Here is a 16,276-nt window from a genome sequence, read left to right as displayed (position 1 = left end):
CTCGATCTCACTGGCGCCGACAATCTCGTGGCGCACACCCCGGCCATACCACCGCTGTTACATCCCACCCCGCCGCACATGCTTCACCAACACCTTCTCCAACAACTCCCACATCGCCGGCTCGGTACTGAACGCCACATTGAACCTCATCCACCCGGTCGCCTTGGCATCCACCATGAACAACTGCCCAGGCCCCAACATGATGCCTTTCTCCAGCGCATCGTCCAGCAACGCCGCGCTGTCCGGAATCGCCGGGTGGCGGGTCCAGACGTACATGCCTTCATCCGATTCAATGAACAATTCAAAGCCCAATCGATGCAAATGCCGGCCAACTTCCTGGTGCGCTTCGGCCAACCGCTGGCGCAGCCGCTTCAGGTGCTTGCGCCAGCGCCCGTCGATAATCGCGGCGTATACCACCCGCTCCATCACCTGCGAGGTGGTCAGGCCTGAGCGCATCTTCAGGTGCAGCAGTTTCTGCATCAGCTCGGGGTTGGCCAGCATGTAGCCGACCCGCACGTTGGGCGAAATGCTCTTCGAGTAACTGCCCACGTACACCACCTGCTGCAGGTGGTCGAGGCTGGCCAGGCACGGTTGCGGTTCGGCGACCATGTCGGCGTACAGGTTGTTCTCCACCAGGCGGAAGCCATGCTGGCTGGCCAGTTGCAGCAAACGGTGCAACTGCGGCAGCGGGGTGCGCGAGCAGGTCGGGCTGTGCAGGTGCGGCTGGGTGAAGAACGCGGTCGGGCGGTGATGGGTGAGCAACTGCTCCAACTGGTTCAGGTCGTAGCCGGCCGGGGTGCGCGGCACGCCGACCAGGGTGGCGCCCTGGGTGCGCAGGATGCTCATCAGGTTGGGGTAACCAGGGTCGTCGACCAGCACCACATCGCCCGGGCGCACCAGGGTGCGCGCGGCCAGGTCCAAGGCCTGGCTGGCGCCGTGGGTGAGCATCAGCTGCGCCGGGTTGGCGACGATCGACAGCTCCTGCTGCAGGTTTTGCGCGGTCAGCGCGCGCAGCTCCGGCAGGCCCATGGGGTCGCCATAGCCCGACAGCTCCAGTGGGCTGCCGGCTACCTGGCGCAAACCGCGGCGCAGGCCCTCTTCGTACATCCAGTCGTTGGGCAACCAGCCGCACCCCGGTTTGTACGGCAACTGGCGGATTTCGAAGATTTGCTGCAGGTACCACTCGGAGTTGAACGTTGGTCGACTGGTGTCGGCCTCGACATTGTGCTGCTCCAGCAATTCGCCCGCCGCACGGTTGACGAAAAAACCGGCATGGCCCCGACTCACCAGCAAGCCCTGGGCGACCAGCCGGTCGTAAGCCTCGACCACGGTGAAGGTGCTCACCGAATAGCTTGCGGCAAAGGCCCGGATCGAGGGCACCTTGGCGCCTGGCTTGAGGGTTTGGTTGTCGATCAGCTCGCGCAACCCGTCGATGATCTGGTTTACCAGCGGGGTCGAGGAGTCTGGGTGTAATTCGAACATTCGGGGCCTTCAGGGTGCGTATCGCCTGGCGTTTGCAGGGTGTACTGCATGGGCGACCTGTACAGTGCAGTGCGAGTTTCATGCCACTGTGCATGGCTCTCTGCGTCGGACATTTTTACATTAGGTGTCAGATATCGCCACATAAAGCATGTTCAGTTCGCTCGAAGGGCAAACCTTCGGGCGCGTCAGCAGGCCGCCATGGATGGCCTGCGTGTGTTCGCTCACACCATCCTGCCCGCATTAGCACTGATGTACAGGTGAAACCGCCAGCCATCGGGGTTTTACAGTTTTCCTTGGATAAAAAGAAGCACGGGGTACACAACTGATGGACGCAACATCCACAACAAGCACCGCGAAAAGCGGGCACGAGAGCAAACTCAGTGCCTCGCTCAAGTCGCGCCACCTGACGATGATGTCGATCGCCGGGGTTATCGGCGGCGCCTTGTTCGTCGGTTCCGGCAGCGTGATCCACAGCGCCGGCCCAGCCGCTGTCCTGGCCTATCTGGCAGGCGGCATCCTGGTGGTGCTGATCATGCGCATGCTGGGTGAAATGGCAACTTCCTCGCCAGACACCGGTTCGTTCTCCACCTATGCCGACCGCGCCATCGGCCGTTGGGCCGGGTTCACCATCGGTTGGCTGTACTGGTGGTACTGGGTCATCCTCATGGCCTGGGAAGCTTATGTGGCGGGTAAGATCCTGCATGGTTTCTTCCCCGACGTCAGCGTCAACGTGTTCGTGCTGGCCACGACCCTGTTGCTGATCACCGTCAACTTCTTCAACGTCAAACACTACGGTGAGTTCGAGTTCTGGTTCGCCTTGATCAAGGTAATTGCGATCGTCTGTTTCCTGATTGTGTGTACCGCGGCCGTAATGAACGTCTGGCAGTTCGGTGAAGTGCGTGGTATCAGCCACCTCACCGCGGAAGGCTTCATGCCCAACGGCATCACCACGGTGATTGGTGCCTTGCTCGGGGTGATGTTCGCCTTCCTCGGCGCAGAAATCGTCACCATCGCTGCTTCCGAAGCCAAGGACCCGGCCGCGCAAATCGTCAAGGCCACCAACTCGGTGGTATGGCGTGTGTGCCTGTTCTACGTCGGTTCGATCTTCCTGATTGTCTGCCTGGTACCGTGGAACGACCCGCACCTGGGCGTTTCCGGTTATGGCGCCTACCGCCGCACGCTGGAGCTGCTGGGCGTGCCGTATGCCGAGCTGCTGATGAACTTCGTGGTGTTGACCTCGGTGAGCAGTTGCCTGATCTCGGGCCATTACACCGCTTCGCGCATGCTGTTCTCCCTGGCCCAGCGTGGCGACGCGCCGTCGGCCTTCAAGATTACCCGCGCCGGCACCGGTGTTCCGGTATTTGCGATCATGGGTTCGTGCGCCGTGGCCGTGGTGTGTGCGCTGATCAACTTCAGCGAAACGCTGCGCCCCAAAGACGTGCTCGACACCCTGATGAACACCACTGGCATGATCGCCCTGCTGGTGTACTTGGTGATTGCCTTCTCGCAACTGCGCATGCGCCGCAAGCTGATTGCCGAAGGCAAGGAAGTACGCCTGAAGATGTGGCTGTTCCCGTGGCTGACCTACTTGGTGATCGCCTTCATCGTGGCCGCCCTGGTGACTATGGCCTTCATGCCTGATTACCAGATCCTGGTGATTTCTACCGGTATCGCCGCAGCCGTCGTGGTGGCGATGGGTGTGGTGCACCAGATTCGCTCTGGCAAACAGCACTAAGCGTCACTCGCTTCTCGGAACGGCCGGCTCCCTTGGGGACCCGGCCGTTTCGCGTTGTTGGGCGTGGTTTTTTCCGTGGGCATGTGAAACGCCAGTTCATCCACGGCGAGCTGAGCAGGGCAGCGGCGGCGATCAGGGCCCGCACCGGCGACCGATGGCTTATGCTGAGCACATTGCCCGCCCAAAGGAGCTTCACATGGCTTGGTCCGCCACCCAGTATTCTCTGTTCGAAGACGAACGTTCCCGCGCCGTGCGCGACCTGCTTGCCGCTGTACCGCCACGCCCGGTACGCCACGCCACTGACCTGGGCTGTGGCCCCGGCAACTCCACCGAGGTGCTGCTGCAACGGTACCCCGATGCGCAGGTGACGGCCCTGGACAGCGACCCGGACATGATCGACAAAGCCCGTGCACGTAAACGGCTGTGCATCCCCCGGGTACGCACGGTCGTCGGGGATATTGCTGACTGGTCCGCCGCCGAGCCTCAAGACTTGATCCTGGCCAATGCCTCGCTGCAATGGGTACCCGACCACGCCTCGCTTTACCCGCACCTGGTGCGCCAGCTTAGCGAAGGTGCCAGCCTGGCGGTGCAGACCCCCGACAACCTCGATGAGCCCGCCCACCGGCAACTGCGTGAAATCGCCAGCCAAGGCCCGTGGGCGGCGAAATTCGCCGATTTTCAGCTGCCGCCACGGCACAGCGCGGCGTTCTATTACGACCTGCTCAGCCCGCTGTGCGCGCGCGTGGATGTATGGCGCACCACCTATCACCACCCTTTGGTTGGCGGCGCCGAAGCCGTGGTGGAATGGTTCAAGGGTTCGGCCTTACGGCCCTACCTGGCGCGGCTTGAGGCAGACGAGCAGGCAGGCTTCCTGCAGATGTACCTGCAGGCCATGCAGCGCGACTACCCGCCAGCCACCGATGGCAAGGTGCTGCTGCCGTTCCCGCGGTTGTTCGTGATCGCTACCCGCTAGGGCGGCGCCAGTGCCAGGCCACGTAGCTGTAGATGCCGAGGTTTAGCAGCAGCGCCACACTGCCTATCAGCAGTTGGATGTTGGGGGTGAGCCCGGCGGGGTAGATCAGCGGCCAGATGTAGTGCTCGATGAAGCCGCCCTGGTAGCCCGCGCTGCCGGCGGCGCTGCGCATGTGGTTTTCCCAGGCAGTCAGCGGGCAGTCCAGGTGCAGGTATTCCACCGCCAGGCCCCAGGCCAGGGCCGGCAGGTGCAACAGCAGGGCAGGGCGCCACTGCAGCACCAGCAGGCCGCCGAACAGCACCAGCAGGATGAAGGCCAGGTGCAGCAGGACCAGGCTGTCGGCGGCAAGGCGATAGAGCATGGTTGCTTGGTTTGTGGGTTGGGGTTATCCCAGCATAGTCCGGCACAGGCTTATAGCCCTTCCTCGACCATCTGCAGGAAGGTCGCCACCACCCGCCGCGTGCGCTGCTCACTGAGGCACACCAGGGTTTCGGTCAGGTGCCGCTGGCAATCGACAATCGGCAGCGCACACACCCGTGCATCGGCACCAAACTCCGCCGCCGACACTACTCCCACGCCAATCCCCACCACCACCGCCTCACGCGCCGCTTCCCGGCCCTCCACCTGGATCGCCGGGCGAATCCGCAAGCCGGCGCGCTGCATCTCTTCTTCCAGCGTCTGCCGCGTCACCGAGCCGGGCTCGCGCAGCACCAGTGGCATGTCGTCCAGGTCGGCCAGGCTGATCGAGCCACGGCTGGCCCACGGGTGCTGGTGAGAAACGAATGCCACCATCGGGTCGCGGCGCAGCGCCAGGCAGTGCAGCCGCTCATCGTCAACGTCCCGCCCCAGCAGCGCCAGGTCGGCCTGGTAGCTGAACAGTCGGGCCAGCGACTCATCGGTGTTGCCGGTCTCGATCTTTACCTGGATGCCCGGATAGCGCTGGCAGAAACGGGCGATCTGCGGCAACACGTGTACTGGTGCATCCACCGCCAGCACCAGGCTGCCGGTGTGCAGGGCCCGCGAATCCTGCAGCAGCTCATGGGCCTCGGCCTCGCAGGCGAACAAGCGCTGGCTGATGCCCAGCAGGCGTTCACCGAGGTCGGTGAGTTGCACCGAGCGTTTGTTGCGGTGAAACAGCAACACGCCAAAGCGCTCCTCCAGTTTGCGCACCTGGTCCGAGACCGCAGGCTGGGTCAGGAACAGCTTTGCGGCAGCGCGGGTAAAGCTGCCGTGCACGGCCACCGCATGGAAGGCTTTAAGTTGAGCGTGGGAAACCGACATGGCGACCTCAGTAACAAGCTGGGCTTATGTGTGAAATACAATAAATCGATTTTATTTATCAGTCAGCACCTGTTTCCATAGCGCTTAGCCCGACGCAGGCACCACAAGTGCCGCCAGGGCCATGGCCCCCACACGGTGCCATCTGACCCGATGACAGCCTCGTCATCGCTGTGCGTAACACAACAACAAGACAGGCATTTCTTCACATTCTGCCGGCACACTTAAGCAAGAGGTCAGACACACATGAACCAATCCCTAGCCGCGTTCAAACGCTGGCGCATGCAGATTTTCGCCATCACCTGGCTGGCCTACGCCGCCTTCTACTTCACCCGCAAAGCCTTCTCGGTGGCCAAGCTGGGCATCGCCGAAGACCCCAACTTCATGCTCGACAAGGCCGCCATGGCCAACCTCGACGCCATCTACCTGGCCGCCTATGCCGTGGGCCAGTTCACCTGGGGCATGCTTGCCGACCGCTTCGGCCCGCGCGTGGTGGTGCTTGGCGGGTTGTTGATATCCGCAGTGGCGGCGGTGGTGATGGGCAGTTACGCCACCTTCCCGATCTTCGCCACCTGCATGCTGGTGCAGGGCCTGGCGCAATCCACCGGCTGGGCCGGCTTGTGCAAGAACATCGGCAGCTTCTTCCCCGCTGGGCAGCGCGGGCGGGTGTTGGGCTTGTGGAGTTCCTGCTATGCCTTCGGCGGCCTGGTGGCCTCGCCGTTCGCCGGTTGGTGGGCTTATACCCTGGTCGGCACCTGGCATGCGGCGTTCTTCTCCACTGCCGCGGTGGTGGCGGGGGTGGCCGTGCTGTTCTTCTTCCTGCAGCGCAATAAGCCCGAAGACGTTGGCCTGCCGGCGGTGGAGCCCGAGCCGCAAAGCATGGCCCCGGCCAGCAACCTGTGCAGCGTGTGGGCGCCGTTGAAGGAGATTTTGCGCAACCGCACGGTGCTGACCCTGGGGCTTGCGTACTTCCTGTTGAAGCCGGCGCGCTACGCCATCCTGCTGTGGGGGCCGGTGATCGTCTTCGAGCAGATGCCCTCGGTGGGCAAGGTTGGCGCAGCGATCATCCCCACTGCCTTCGAGCTGGCTGGGCTGCTTGGCCCCATCATGATCGGCCTGGCCTCCGACAAACTGTTCGGCGCTCGGCGCATGCCGGCCTGCGTGATCAGCCTGGTGCTGCTGACCATGACCCTGGCGGCCTTCATGGCGGCCATGCACAGCGGCAGCGTGCTGCTGGTGGTGGCGCTGCTGTTCGTGATGGGCCTGACCCTGTACGGGCCGGATTCGATGATCAGCGGCGCCGCGGCCATCGACTTCGGCACCGCCAAGGCCGGCGCCACCGCTGCGGGCTTCGTCAACGGCTGCGGCTCGGTGGGCGCGGTGCTGGGTGGGCTGCTGCCAGGCTACTTCGATGGCGTCACGGTGTTCATCGTGTTTGCCGGCTGCGCGCTGTTCTCGGCGCTGGTGCTGCTGCCGCATTGGAACAGCCGCCCGGCCAGCAACGCGTATAGCGCCGATGTGGCACCGAACACCAGCATGGCAATCAAGCCACTGCGTACCTGAAAGGAAAGTGAGCGAATGAGACCCTTCTGGCTGCAACAGGCCTTGGATTCGGCGCCGGAGGCGGAGTGCCCAGCGCTACAAGGCGATGCCCGTTGCGATGTGTGCATCGTCGGTGGCGGCTACACCGGGCTGTGGACCGCGTTGATGCTCAAGGAGGCGGCGCCGGCCCTGGATATCGTGCTGATCGAGGCCGATATTTGCGGTGCCGGTGCCAGTGGCCGCAACGGTGGCTGTGCATTGTCCTGGTCAGCCAAGTACTTCACCCTCGAACGCCTGTTCGGGGTGGCCGAGGCGGTGCGCCTGGTGCGCGAGTCGGAGCGCAGCATCAGTGACATTGGTGCGTTTTGCGCAGCCAATGGCATCGACTGTGACTACCGCCTGGACGGCACGCTGTACACCGCCACCAATGCGGCTCAGGTCGGCGCTACCGACGCGGTGATCGCTGCGCTGCAGCACCAGGGTATCAATTCGTTCCGCCGCCTGCCGCTGCAGCAGGTGCAGCGCCTAGCGGGTTCGGCGCGGCACCTGGAAGGCTGGTTCTCGCCAGCTGCCGCCACGGTGCAGCCGGGCAAGCTGGTGCGCGGCCTGCGCCGGGTGGCCTTGCAGCGCGGCGTGCGCATTCATGAAGGCACGGCCATGACTGGCCTGCAGCACGGCGCGCCGGTGCAGCTGCACACGGCCCAGGGTACGGTGCGCGCCGACCGCGTGGTGCTGGGCCTCAATGCCTGGATGGCGCGGGCCTTCCCGCAGTTCGAGCGCAGCGTAGCGATTGTTTCCAGCGACATGGTGATCACCGAGCCGTGCCCCGACCTGCTGCGCCAGGTTGGCCTCGACAGCGGCATCAGTGTGCTCGATTCGCGCATTTTCGTGCATTACTACCACAACACTTCCGATGGCCGGCTGATGCTCGGCAAGGGCGGCAATACCTTCGCCTATGGCGGGCGCATGTTGCCAGTGTTCGACCAGCCGTCGCCGTACCGGCCATTGCTGCGCGAGAGCCTGGGCGGGTTCTTCCCGGCGCTGGCCGAAGTGCCGTTGGCGGCCAGCTGGAACGGGCCATCGGACCGCTCGGTGACCGGCCTGCCGTTCTTTGGCCGGCTGGACGGGCAGGGCAACGTGTTTTACGGCTTTGGCTACTCCGGCAGCGGTGTTGGGCCGTGTCACATGGGCGGGCAGATTCTTTCGTCGCTGGTGCTGGGGCTGGACAATCCGTGGACGCGCTCGGCGCTGGTCAAAGGGCCGCTGGGGCTGTTCCCGCCCGAGCCGATCCGCTACCTGGGGTCGCTGATGGTGCGCAATGCCATCCGTCGCAAGGAGCGCGCCGAAGACCACGGTTTGCGCCCGCGCCGCCTGGATGTGCGGCTGGCGCGGTTTGCCGCGGCGGCAGGCAAAGCGGATAAAGGCTGATGAGATTTCTTGTCGATCCCATGCCTGAGGGCGTATAAACTGCACCCACTTTTGGCCGGTCGCTTCCTGAACCGGCCGCTGAAACAAGAGAGTCGACATGGGCGCACAGTGGAAAGCCAAACATAGAGAAACCGCGGCCAATGCCAAAGGCAAGGTCATGGGCAAGCTGGCCAAGGAAATTCAGATTGCTGCCAAGTCTGGCGCCGACCCGGACATGAACCCGCGCCTGCGTCTGGCCATCGTCCAGGCCAAGAAAGCGTCGATGACCCGTGAGACCCTGGAGCGTGCGATCAAGAAAGGCGCCGGTCTGGACGGCGAGGCCGTGCAGTACCATGCCGTCAGCTATGAAGGCTTCGCGCCGCACCAAGTGCCGTTGATCGTCGAGTGCCTGACTGACAACGTCAACCGCACCGTCGCGCAAATCCGTGTGCTGTTCCGCAAGGGCCAGTTGGGTGCCAGTGGTTCGGTGACCTGGGACTTCAACCATGTTGGCCTGATCGAAGCCACTCCGGAAGGCGACGCCGATCCGGAAATGGCTGCTATCGAAGCCGGTGCCCAGGACTTCGAGGAAGGTGAAGAAGAAGGCTCGACCCTGTTCATCACCGACACCACCGACTTGGATGCGGTACAGAAGGCCCTGCCGGAGCATGGCTTCACCGTGACCTCGGCGAAGATCGGCTACACCCCGAAAAACCCGGTGAGCGCGGCCAGCCTGAGTGCCGAGGCGCTGGCTGAGGTTGAAGCGTTCCTCGAGGCGATCGACGAGAACGATGACGTGCAGAACGTGTACGTCGGTCTGACTGACTGATCTGCGTATCTGCGGCCGCTTTGCGGCCTTGCGCCCACAGGTAGCTCACAGTTTTCAGAAACTGTGGTGACCCTGTGGGAGCGGGCAAGCCCGCGAATAGGCCCTTAAGCCCCACTGCAGGGAGCCTGCATGAACCCCGCTTTCGCCTCCCTCAGCCTCGCCCACCTGCGCACCCTCGACCACCTGTTGCAGCTAAAAAACCTCAGCCACGCCGCCGAGCGCCTGGGCGTCAGCCAGTCCGCCCTAAGCCGCCAGTTGGCTCACCTGCGCGAAGCCTTCGACGACGCGTTGCTGGTGCGCCAGGGCCGTGGTTACGTGCTCAGCGAACATGCTGAGGCCTTGGTCGAACCGCTGCGCCAGGTCCTTGATGAACTGCACGCCCTGCGCCAACCCGCAGTGTTCGACCCGGCGCGCTGCGAGCGGCGCTTCTGCCTGGCGGCGTCGGACTATGTGGCCGAGCACATGCTGCCGTTGCTGGTAGCCGCCCTGGAGCGTGAAGCCCCCGGTGTATCGCTGGAGTACCGCACCTGGCAGGCCGGCCAGTACGCCTTGCTGGCCAGCGGCGAGATCGACCTCGCCACCACCTTGTTCGACGAGTCGCCAGCCAACCTGCACGGGCGCCTGCTGGGCGAGGACCGCGCAGTGTGCCTGATGCGCCACGACCACCCGCTGGCCGCCTACGGTGCGCTGAGCCAGGCCGACTACCTGGCGCACAAGCATGTGCGTATTTCCGGCGGTGGCGACAAGGACAGCTTCATCGATCGCCACCTGCGCGCCCAGGGCCTGCAACGCCGGGTCAGCCTTGAAGTGCCGTTCTTCTCCGCCACGGTGCAGGTGATCGCCAACAGCCAGGCGCTGGCCACCGTCCCCGAGCACATCGCCCGGCAGTTGTGCCGGCTGCATGAGCTGGCCTGGCGGCCGCTGGGCTTCATCGACCACAGCCAGCGCTACTGGGTGGTGTGGCACCAGCGCCTGCAGGCCTCGGCCGAGCACCGCTGGTTGCGCAATCGGGTGTTTGAGTTATGGCGCCAGTCGCAGTTTGGCGTACAGGGCGGGCATGCGGGTTTGCCATAGCAGCTATGCGCAAGGCGGGCTTATTCGCTGCGGTTTAGGTGCCTAGACTGGGGCCTTGTGTTGCCTGTACTGGCCCTATCGCCGGCAAGCCAGTACAGGCAGCGGAGAACCCACAGGAGACCCCCAGGTGACCCCAGAACAATTCCGCCAGTACGGCCACCAACTGATCGACCTGATCGCCGACTACCGCCAAACCGTCGGCGAACGCCCGGTCATGGCCCAGGTCGACCCCGGCTACCTCAAGGCCGCCTTGCCTGCAAGCGCACCCCAGCAAGGCGAACCCTTCGCGGCCATCCTCGACGACGTTAACCAGCTGGTCATGCCCGGCCTGTCTCATTGGCAGCACCCGGACTTCTACGGTTACTTCCCCTCCAACGGCACCCTGTCTTCGGTACTGGGTGACTTCCTCAGCACCGGCCTGGGCGTATTGGGCCTGTCGTGGCAGTCCAGCCCGGCGCTGAGCGAGCTGGAAGAAACCACCCTCGACTGGTTGCGCCAGCTGCTGGGCTTGTCTGGCCAGTGGAGCGGGGTGATCCAGGACACCGCTTCGACCAGCACCCTGGTGGCGCTGATCAGCGCCCGTGAGCGTGCCACTGACTACGCGCTGGTACGCGGCGGCCTGCAGGCCGAAGCCAAGCCTTTGATCGTGTACGTCAGCGCCCACGCCCACAGTTCGGTGGACAAGGCGGCGCTGCTGGCCGGTTTTGGCCGCGATAATATCCGCCTGATCCCCACCGACGAGCATTACGCCCTGCGCCCTGCGGCGCTGCAGGCGGCGATCGAGCAAGACCTGGCCGCCGGCAACCAGCCCTGCGCCGTCGTTGCCACCACCGGCACCACCACCACCACCGCCCTCGACCCGCTACGCCCGGTGGGTGAGATTGCCCAGGCCCACGGCCTATGGCTGCACGTGGACTCAGCCATGGCCGGCTCGGCGATGATCCTGCCTGAATGCCGCTGGATGTGGGACGGCATCGAGCTGGCCGACTCGGTGGTGGTCAATGCCCACAAGTGGCTGGGGGTGGCCTTCGATTGTTCGATCTATTACGTGCGCGACTCGCAGCACCTTATTCGGGTGATGAGCACCAACCCCAGCTACTTGCAGTCGGCGGTGGACGGCGAGGTGAAAAACCTGCGTGACTGGGGTATCCCCCTGGGCCGCCGGTTCCGGGCATTGAAGCTGTGGTTCATGCTGCGCAGCGAGGGGGTGGAAGCGCTGCAGGCACGGCTGCGGCGTGACCTGGGCAATGCCCAGTGGCTGGTCGAGCAGGTTGCGGCGGCGGGGGAATGGGAGGTACTGGCGCCGGTGCAGTTGCAGACCTTGTGCATTCGCCATCGGCCGGCGGGGCTGGAAAACCAGGCGCTGGATGTGCATACCAAGGGCTGGGCGGAGCGGCTGAATGCGTCTGGGGATGCCTATGTGACGCCGGCGACGCTGGATGGGCGGTGGATGGTGCGGGTGTCGATCGGAGCCTTGCCGACTGAGCGGGGGGATGTGGAACGGCTTTGGCAGCGCCTGCAGGAAGTGGTCAAAGGCTGAAATTGCCGGGCCGCGTTGCGGCCCCTTGCAATCTATCAGTGGCTCACCGCCTGAAAGCTACCTTTACGGCTGGCTTCATACGCCTCTTTATCCATCGGCTTGGCCTGCGGGTTGCCCAGGTCTTCCATCGCCAGGCGATGGGTTTCTGGGGCAATGTAGGCCGCCAGGGCACACACGCAGGTGATGAAGAACGCCAGGCCACCGACTACCAGCGGGATGTTGTCCGAACCGGGCGGGGCAACCAGGGCGAACAGCGCTGGCAGCATGGCGGTCAGCATGGTGCCGATGTTCTGCGCGATGGCCATGGCCGAAACCCGATAGCGGGTATGGAACAGCTCTGGGTAGAAGCTGGGGAATACCGCGTTGTAACCCTGGTAGACCATGCCCCACATGACGATCGACGCAGCGAACGCCAGCGGCACGTTCTGGATGCTGATCGCATACAGGTAGACGAACGCCAGCAGGCCCGAGCCCAGGCAGCCGGCGATCATGGTCGGGCGACGGCCGATCTTGTCGGACAGGTTACCCACGAACGGAATTACCAGCACCGCGACGATGTTGCCGACTACCGGGATCCACAGGTACACGCTCTTGTCGAAGCCGATGCCATAGGCCGGCTGCACCGCGTAGGCCGCACCGAAGATGGTGGCCACCACCGGGATCACGTTCATCAGCGCCATGAACATCACCAGCACCATGTGCTTCCAGCTGTGGCGGAAGGCTTCGCTGATCGGCGATTTGGCGACTTTGTCCTGTTTCTCTTCCTTCACGAATGCCGGGGTTTCGTGCACTTCCTTACGGATGATGAAACCAGCAAGGAGAACGAAGGCGCTCAACAGGAACGGAATGCGCCAGCCCCAGTCGTTGAAGGCTTCGCTGGGCATGAAGTAGGCCAGTGGCAGGAACACCGCCGCTGCCAGCACCTGGCCGGCCTGTACGCCTTGCAGGGTGAAGCTGGCGTAGTAGCCTCTTCGACCGAACGGTGCGTGCTCCATGATCATCGAACTGGCACCGGAGATTTCGCCGGCCACCGCAAAGCCCTGGATCAGGCGCAGCACCACCAGCAAGGCCGGTGCGAGGAAGCCGATGTCGTGGTAGGTAGGCAGCAGGCCCACGGCCATGGTCGACAGGCCCATCAGGAACATGCACAGCAGCAGTACGTTCTTGCGGCCGCGGGTGTCACCCCAGTGGCCCAGCACGAAGGCGCCGACCGGGCGCGCCAGGTAGCCGACGCCGTAGGTGGCCAGCGAGGCGATGATGGCCATTTTCGGGTCGGTGTTAGGGAAGAAGATCTGCGGGAAAATCAGTGCAGCGGCCTGGGCGTAGATGAAAAAGTCGTAGTACTCGAGTGCCGAGCCTATCCATCCACTGGCGGTCGCTTTTTTGGCTTGCGAGCTGGAGTGAGCCATCGTTGTCTCCGTTGTTATTGTTGTTTGCGCAGGGTCCGCCAGGGTTGTCGCCAAGGCAGGAGGCAGTGGTCGGTGTGCCTGCGTCTGTGGTTCATGTTGACCACGGGCCAGCGGTCTAGCAATTCGCTAAAACGGGTTTTGTGCGATAATCGAACGCAAAACTAACCATTCCGTACAAAGAGATTGAAGCAGCGACTTTACCTGCGAATAATCGATCGTGCCATAAACTGTGACAGTGGTTTTTACCTGACTGGCACCGCTATTCCCCCAACAACAAGGAACTCCGCCATGCAGCGTTCGATCGCCACTGTGTCCTTGAGCGGCACCCTGCCGGAAAAGCTCGAAGCCATCGCCGCCGCCGGTTTTGACGGTGTCGAGATCTTCGAAAACGACTTGCTTTATTACGCTGGCAGCCCGCGCCAGGTACGGCAGATGTGCGCCGATCTAGGCATCGCCATCACCCTGTTCCAGCCGTTTCGCGACTTTGAAGGCTGCCGCCGTGACCGCCTGCAGAAAAACCTCGACCGCGCCGAGCGCAAGTTCGACCTGATGCAGGAACTGGGCACCGACCTGGTGCTGGTGTGCAGCAACGTCCAGGCCGATGCCCTGGGCGAAGAACAGCTGCTGGTCGACGACCTGCGCCTGCTGGCCGAGCACGCCGGCAAACGCGGCCTGCGCATCGGCTACGAAGCGCTGGCTTGGGGCCGCCACGTGAACACCTACCAGCAAGTCTGGAACCTGGTGCGCCAGGCCGACCACGCGGCCCTTGGGGTGATCCTCGACAGCTTCCATACCCTGTCGCTGAAGGGCGACCCGAGCGCGATCCGCGACATCCCCGGCGACAAGATCTTCTTCGTACAGATGGCCGACGCCCCGATCCTGGCCATGGATGTGCTGGAGTGGAGCCGCCACTTCCGCTGCTTCCCGGGGCAGGGCGAAATGGACATGGCCGGTTTTCTGGCGCCTATCCTCGCCACCGGCTACCGCGGGCCGCTGTCGCTGGAAATCTTCAACGACGGCTTCCGCGCCGCACCGCCCCGGCAGAATGCCGCCGACGGCCTGCGTTCGCTGCTGTACCTCGAAGAGCAAACCCGCTTGCGCCTGGAGCAGGAAACCACGCCAATCGAGCCCGGTGTGCTGTTTACCCCACCGGCGGCCAGTAGCTATGACGGCGTGGAGTTTCTTGAGTTCGCGGTCGACGAAGCGGTCGGCGCGCGCCTGGGCAGCTGGCTGAAGCGCCTGGGCTTTGCCGAAGCCGGCAAACACCGCAGCAAAGCGGTGCAGCTGCTGCGCCAGGGCGATATCAACATTGTGCTGAACGCCGAACCGTATTCCTTCGGCCACAACTTCTTCGAGGCCCATGGCCCATCGCTGTGTGCCACCGCGCTGCGGGTCAAGGACCAGCAAGCTGCCCTGAAGCGCGCCACCGCCTACCGTGGCCAGCCGTTCCGCGGCCTGGTCGGGCCTAACGAGTGCGAAGTACCGGCGGTGCGTGCGCCGGATGGCAGCCTGCTGTACCTGGTGGAGCAGGGCACGGCCGGCCCAACCCTGTACGACACCGACTTCAGCTTGGACACGAGCGCCACCGCCAGCGGCGGCCTGCGCCGCATCGACCACATGGCCTTGGCCTTGCCGGCCGAGTCGCTGGACAGCTGGGTGTTGTTCTACAAGAGCTTGTTCGACTTCGCCGCCGATGACGAAGTGGTATTGCCTGACCCTTATGGCCTGGTCAAGAGCCGCGCCCTGCGCAGCCAGTGCGGCACTTTGCGCTTGCCGCTGAACATCTCGGAAAACCGCAACACCGCCATCGCCCATGCGTTGTCCAGCTACCGCGGCTCGGGTGTGCACCACATCGCCTTCGATTGCGACGACATGTTCCGTGAAGTGGCGCGGGCCAAGCTGGCCGGGGTGCCGCTGCTGGAAATCCCGCTGAACTACTACGACGACCTGGCGGCACGCTTCGATTTTGACGACGAGTTCCTCAGTGAACTGGCGTACTACAACGTGCTGTACGACCGCGATGCGCAGGGCGGCGAGCTGTTCCACGTGTACACCGAGCCGTTCGAGGAGCGTTTCTTCTTCGAGATCATTCAGCGCAAGGGTGGCTATGCCGGATACGGCGCGGCCAACGTCGCAGTGCGCCTGGCGGCGATGGCCAAGGCCCGCAGCGGGGCGGCGCGCAAGCCGGTGCTGTAGTTGCTTGGCTGTACCGGCCTCATCGCCGACAAGCCAGCTTGCACAGGTACTGTTTAGGCGACTGTATAGGCCTGTCGGGCTGCGGTGATTCTGTGGGAGCTGGCTTGCCGGCGATGAGGCCGGTAAAGCCACAGCTGTTCAGAGGCGCTCAGCCACCATCAACAACGACTGCGGCACCGCACTCTGTGGATGCTGCGGTTCCTGCAAACTCACCAGCCGCAACCCCGCCATGTCCAGCGCGTTCAGCCAGCTGGCCAAGGTGCGGAAGTACCACGGCATCACCTGCCAATCCCCGGCGAACCCGGCAAACCGCTCCTCCCGCCAGCCATCCTGGTAGTCCCCGCCCGCCACGCTCCAGGGGTGCAGGGTCTGGATCAGCAACGCACCGCCGGGCACCAGCAGTGCATTCATCGCCGCCAACAGCGGGATGATGTCCTGCTGCAACAGGGCGAAGTTGGCACACACCAGGTCATAGTCGTTGCCCACGTAGGCCTGCGCATTGGCCAACTGTGCGTAGCTGGCCAGGTGCACCTTGGCAGAACCCGCCGCGCGTGCAGCCTCCACCAGGGTCCTGTCGCCATCCACACCCACGGCCTCGACACCACGCTCGCCCAGTGCCCGCAGCAACCAGCCTTCACCGCAGCCCAGGTCAAGCACGCGCTCGGGCTGGCGGCTGAGAATGGCCAGCAGGATGGCTTGGTCGGTGACTTGGCGACGGCTCTCGATGCTGGCGCTGCGCACCGCGTCGATCCAAGCCTTGGCGTTGTGCTGCCAGCTGTCGAGCAAGGCGTCTTCAGGGCTGCGCATGGTC

13 protein-coding genes are annotated in these 16,276 nt (G+C 64.0%); 8 read left to right on the top strand and 5 right to left on the bottom strand.

Going from position 1 to position 16,276, the window contains the following annotated elements; all coding sequences use genetic code 11:
* Positions 1-57 precede the first annotated feature (57 nt).
* A complete protein-coding gene (locus DV532_RS15130; protein WP_056802589.1) occupies positions 58-1,482 on the bottom strand; it encodes a PLP-dependent aminotransferase family protein in 1,425 nt (474 codons plus the stop codon).
* A 325-nt stretch (positions 1,483-1,807) separates the two neighbouring features.
* On the opposite strand from DV532_RS15130, the gene DV532_RS15125 reads away from it, so the two are divergent.
* Complete coding sequence (locus DV532_RS15125) at positions 1,808-3,217, top strand: amino acid permease (RefSeq protein ID WP_056802586.1); 1,410 nt, start codon at positions 1,808-1,810, stop codon at positions 3,215-3,217.
* 196 nt (positions 3,218-3,413) lie between these two features.
* Positions 3,414-4,190: a trans-aconitate 2-methyltransferase gene (gene tam, locus DV532_RS15120; protein WP_056802583.1), complete on the top strand. Its 777-nt coding sequence runs from the start codon at positions 3,414-3,416 to the stop codon at positions 4,188-4,190.
* Here tam and DV532_RS15115 read toward each other — a convergent pair.
* Positions 4,180-4,551 (bottom strand): DUF2784 domain-containing protein, encoded by a 372-nt coding sequence (locus tag DV532_RS15115; protein WP_056802581.1) that lies wholly within the window; start codon positions 4,549-4,551, stop codon positions 4,180-4,182. The two genes, tam and DV532_RS15115, sit on opposite strands and share 11 nt — an antisense overlap.
* A gap of 50 nt (positions 4,552-4,601) precedes the next feature.
* On the bottom strand, positions 4,602-5,471 hold the full coding sequence (locus DV532_RS15110) for a LysR substrate-binding domain-containing protein (protein WP_056802578.1): 870 nt from the start codon (positions 5,469-5,471) through the stop codon (positions 4,602-4,604).
* Positions 5,472-5,714: 243 nt separating this feature from the next.
* On the opposite strand from DV532_RS15110, the gene DV532_RS15105 reads away from it, so the two are divergent.
* From DV532_RS15105 to DV532_RS15085, 5 genes are all read left to right on the top strand, one after another.
* The gene (locus tag DV532_RS15105; protein ID WP_056802576.1) at positions 5,715-7,031 is read left to right on the top strand and encodes an MFS transporter; all 1,317 of its coding nucleotides are present in this window, start codon (positions 5,715-5,717) and stop codon (positions 7,029-7,031) included.
* Between the two features lie 15 nt (positions 7,032-7,046).
* On the top strand, positions 7,047-8,438 hold the full coding sequence (locus DV532_RS15100) for an FAD-dependent oxidoreductase (RefSeq protein WP_056802573.1): 1,392 nt from the start codon (positions 7,047-7,049) through the stop codon (positions 8,436-8,438).
* Between the two features lie 97 nt (positions 8,439-8,535).
* Entirely contained in the window at positions 8,536-9,246 is a 711-nt protein-coding gene (locus DV532_RS15095) for a YebC/PmpR family DNA-binding transcriptional regulator (RefSeq protein WP_056802571.1), read from the top strand.
* Between the two features lie 129 nt (positions 9,247-9,375).
* On the top strand, positions 9,376-10,320 hold the full coding sequence (locus DV532_RS15090; RefSeq protein ID WP_056802568.1) for a LysR family transcriptional regulator: 945 nt from the start codon (positions 9,376-9,378) through the stop codon (positions 10,318-10,320).
* Between the two features lie 127 nt (positions 10,321-10,447).
* Positions 10,448-11,860, top strand: coding sequence for a DOPA decarboxylase (locus tag DV532_RS15085; protein WP_056802565.1), 1,413 nt, complete (start codon positions 10,448-10,450; stop codon positions 11,858-11,860).
* 35 nt (positions 11,861-11,895) lie between these two features.
* Here the strand turns inward: DV532_RS15085 and DV532_RS15080 are convergent, their stop codons facing one another.
* Positions 11,896-13,269, bottom strand: a complete 1,374-nt coding sequence (locus tag DV532_RS15080) for an MFS transporter (protein ID WP_056802561.1) — start codon at positions 13,267-13,269, stop codon at positions 11,896-11,898.
* A gap of 288 nt (positions 13,270-13,557) precedes the next feature.
* Between DV532_RS15080 and quiC the strand changes: the two genes are divergently transcribed.
* Entirely contained in the window at positions 13,558-15,465 is a 1,908-nt protein-coding gene (gene quiC, locus DV532_RS15075) for a 3-dehydroshikimate dehydratase QuiC (protein ID WP_056802558.1), read from the top strand.
* A 138-nt stretch (positions 15,466-15,603) separates the two neighbouring features.
* Here quiC and DV532_RS15070 read toward each other — a convergent pair whose 3' ends face one another.
* Positions 15,604-16,272 (bottom strand): bifunctional 2-polyprenyl-6-hydroxyphenol methylase/3-demethylubiquinol 3-O-methyltransferase UbiG, encoded by a 669-nt coding sequence (locus tag DV532_RS15070; RefSeq protein WP_056802555.1) that lies wholly within the window; start codon positions 16,270-16,272, stop codon positions 15,604-15,606.
* Positions 16,273-16,276: the final 4 nt, after the last annotated feature.

Origin of the sequence: Pseudomonas sp. Leaf58, assembly GCF_003627215.1 — a bacterium.
Taxonomy (GTDB): Bacteria; Pseudomonadota; Gammaproteobacteria; order Pseudomonadales; family Pseudomonadaceae; genus Aquipseudomonas.
This window is presented reverse-complemented; position numbering and strand designations above follow the sequence as displayed.

What these genes read in the sequence shown, in the direction of transcription:
- DV532_RS15115 (WP_056802581.1), bottom strand. Translation starts at nt 4,551, where the DNA reads ATGCTCTATCGCCTTGCCGCCGACAGCCTGGTCCTGCTGCACCTGGCC.
- DV532_RS15095 (WP_056802571.1), top strand. Translation starts at nt 8,536, where the DNA reads ATGGGCGCACAGTGGAAAGCCAAACATAGAGAAACCGCGGCCAATGCC.
- quiC (WP_056802558.1), top strand. Translation starts at nt 13,558, where the DNA reads ATGCAGCGTTCGATCGCCACTGTGTCCTTGAGCGGCACCCTGCCGGAA.
- DV532_RS15110 (WP_056802578.1), bottom strand. Translation starts at nt 5,471, where the DNA reads ATGTCGGTTTCCCACGCTCAACTTAAAGCCTTCCATGCGGTGGCCGTG.
- tam (WP_056802583.1), top strand. Translation starts at nt 3,414, where the DNA reads ATGGCTTGGTCCGCCACCCAGTATTCTCTGTTCGAAGACGAACGTTCC.
- DV532_RS15080 (WP_056802561.1), bottom strand. Translation starts at nt 13,269, where the DNA reads ATGGCTCACTCCAGCTCGCAAGCCAAAAAAGCGACCGCCAGTGGATGG.
- DV532_RS15125 (WP_056802586.1), top strand. Translation starts at nt 1,808, where the DNA reads ATGGACGCAACATCCACAACAAGCACCGCGAAAAGCGGGCACGAGAGC.
- DV532_RS15100 (WP_056802573.1), top strand. Translation starts at nt 7,047, where the DNA reads ATGAGACCCTTCTGGCTGCAACAGGCCTTGGATTCGGCGCCGGAGGCG.
- DV532_RS15105 (WP_056802576.1), top strand. Translation starts at nt 5,715, where the DNA reads ATGAACCAATCCCTAGCCGCGTTCAAACGCTGGCGCATGCAGATTTTC.
- DV532_RS15130 (WP_056802589.1), bottom strand. Translation starts at nt 1,482, where the DNA reads ATGTTCGAATTACACCCAGACTCCTCGACCCCGCTGGTAAACCAGATC.
- DV532_RS15070 (WP_056802555.1), bottom strand. Translation starts at nt 16,272, where the DNA reads ATGCGCAGCCCTGAAGACGCCTTGCTCGACAGCTGGCAGCACAACGCC.
- DV532_RS15090 (WP_056802568.1), top strand. Translation starts at nt 9,376, where the DNA reads ATGAACCCCGCTTTCGCCTCCCTCAGCCTCGCCCACCTGCGCACCCTC.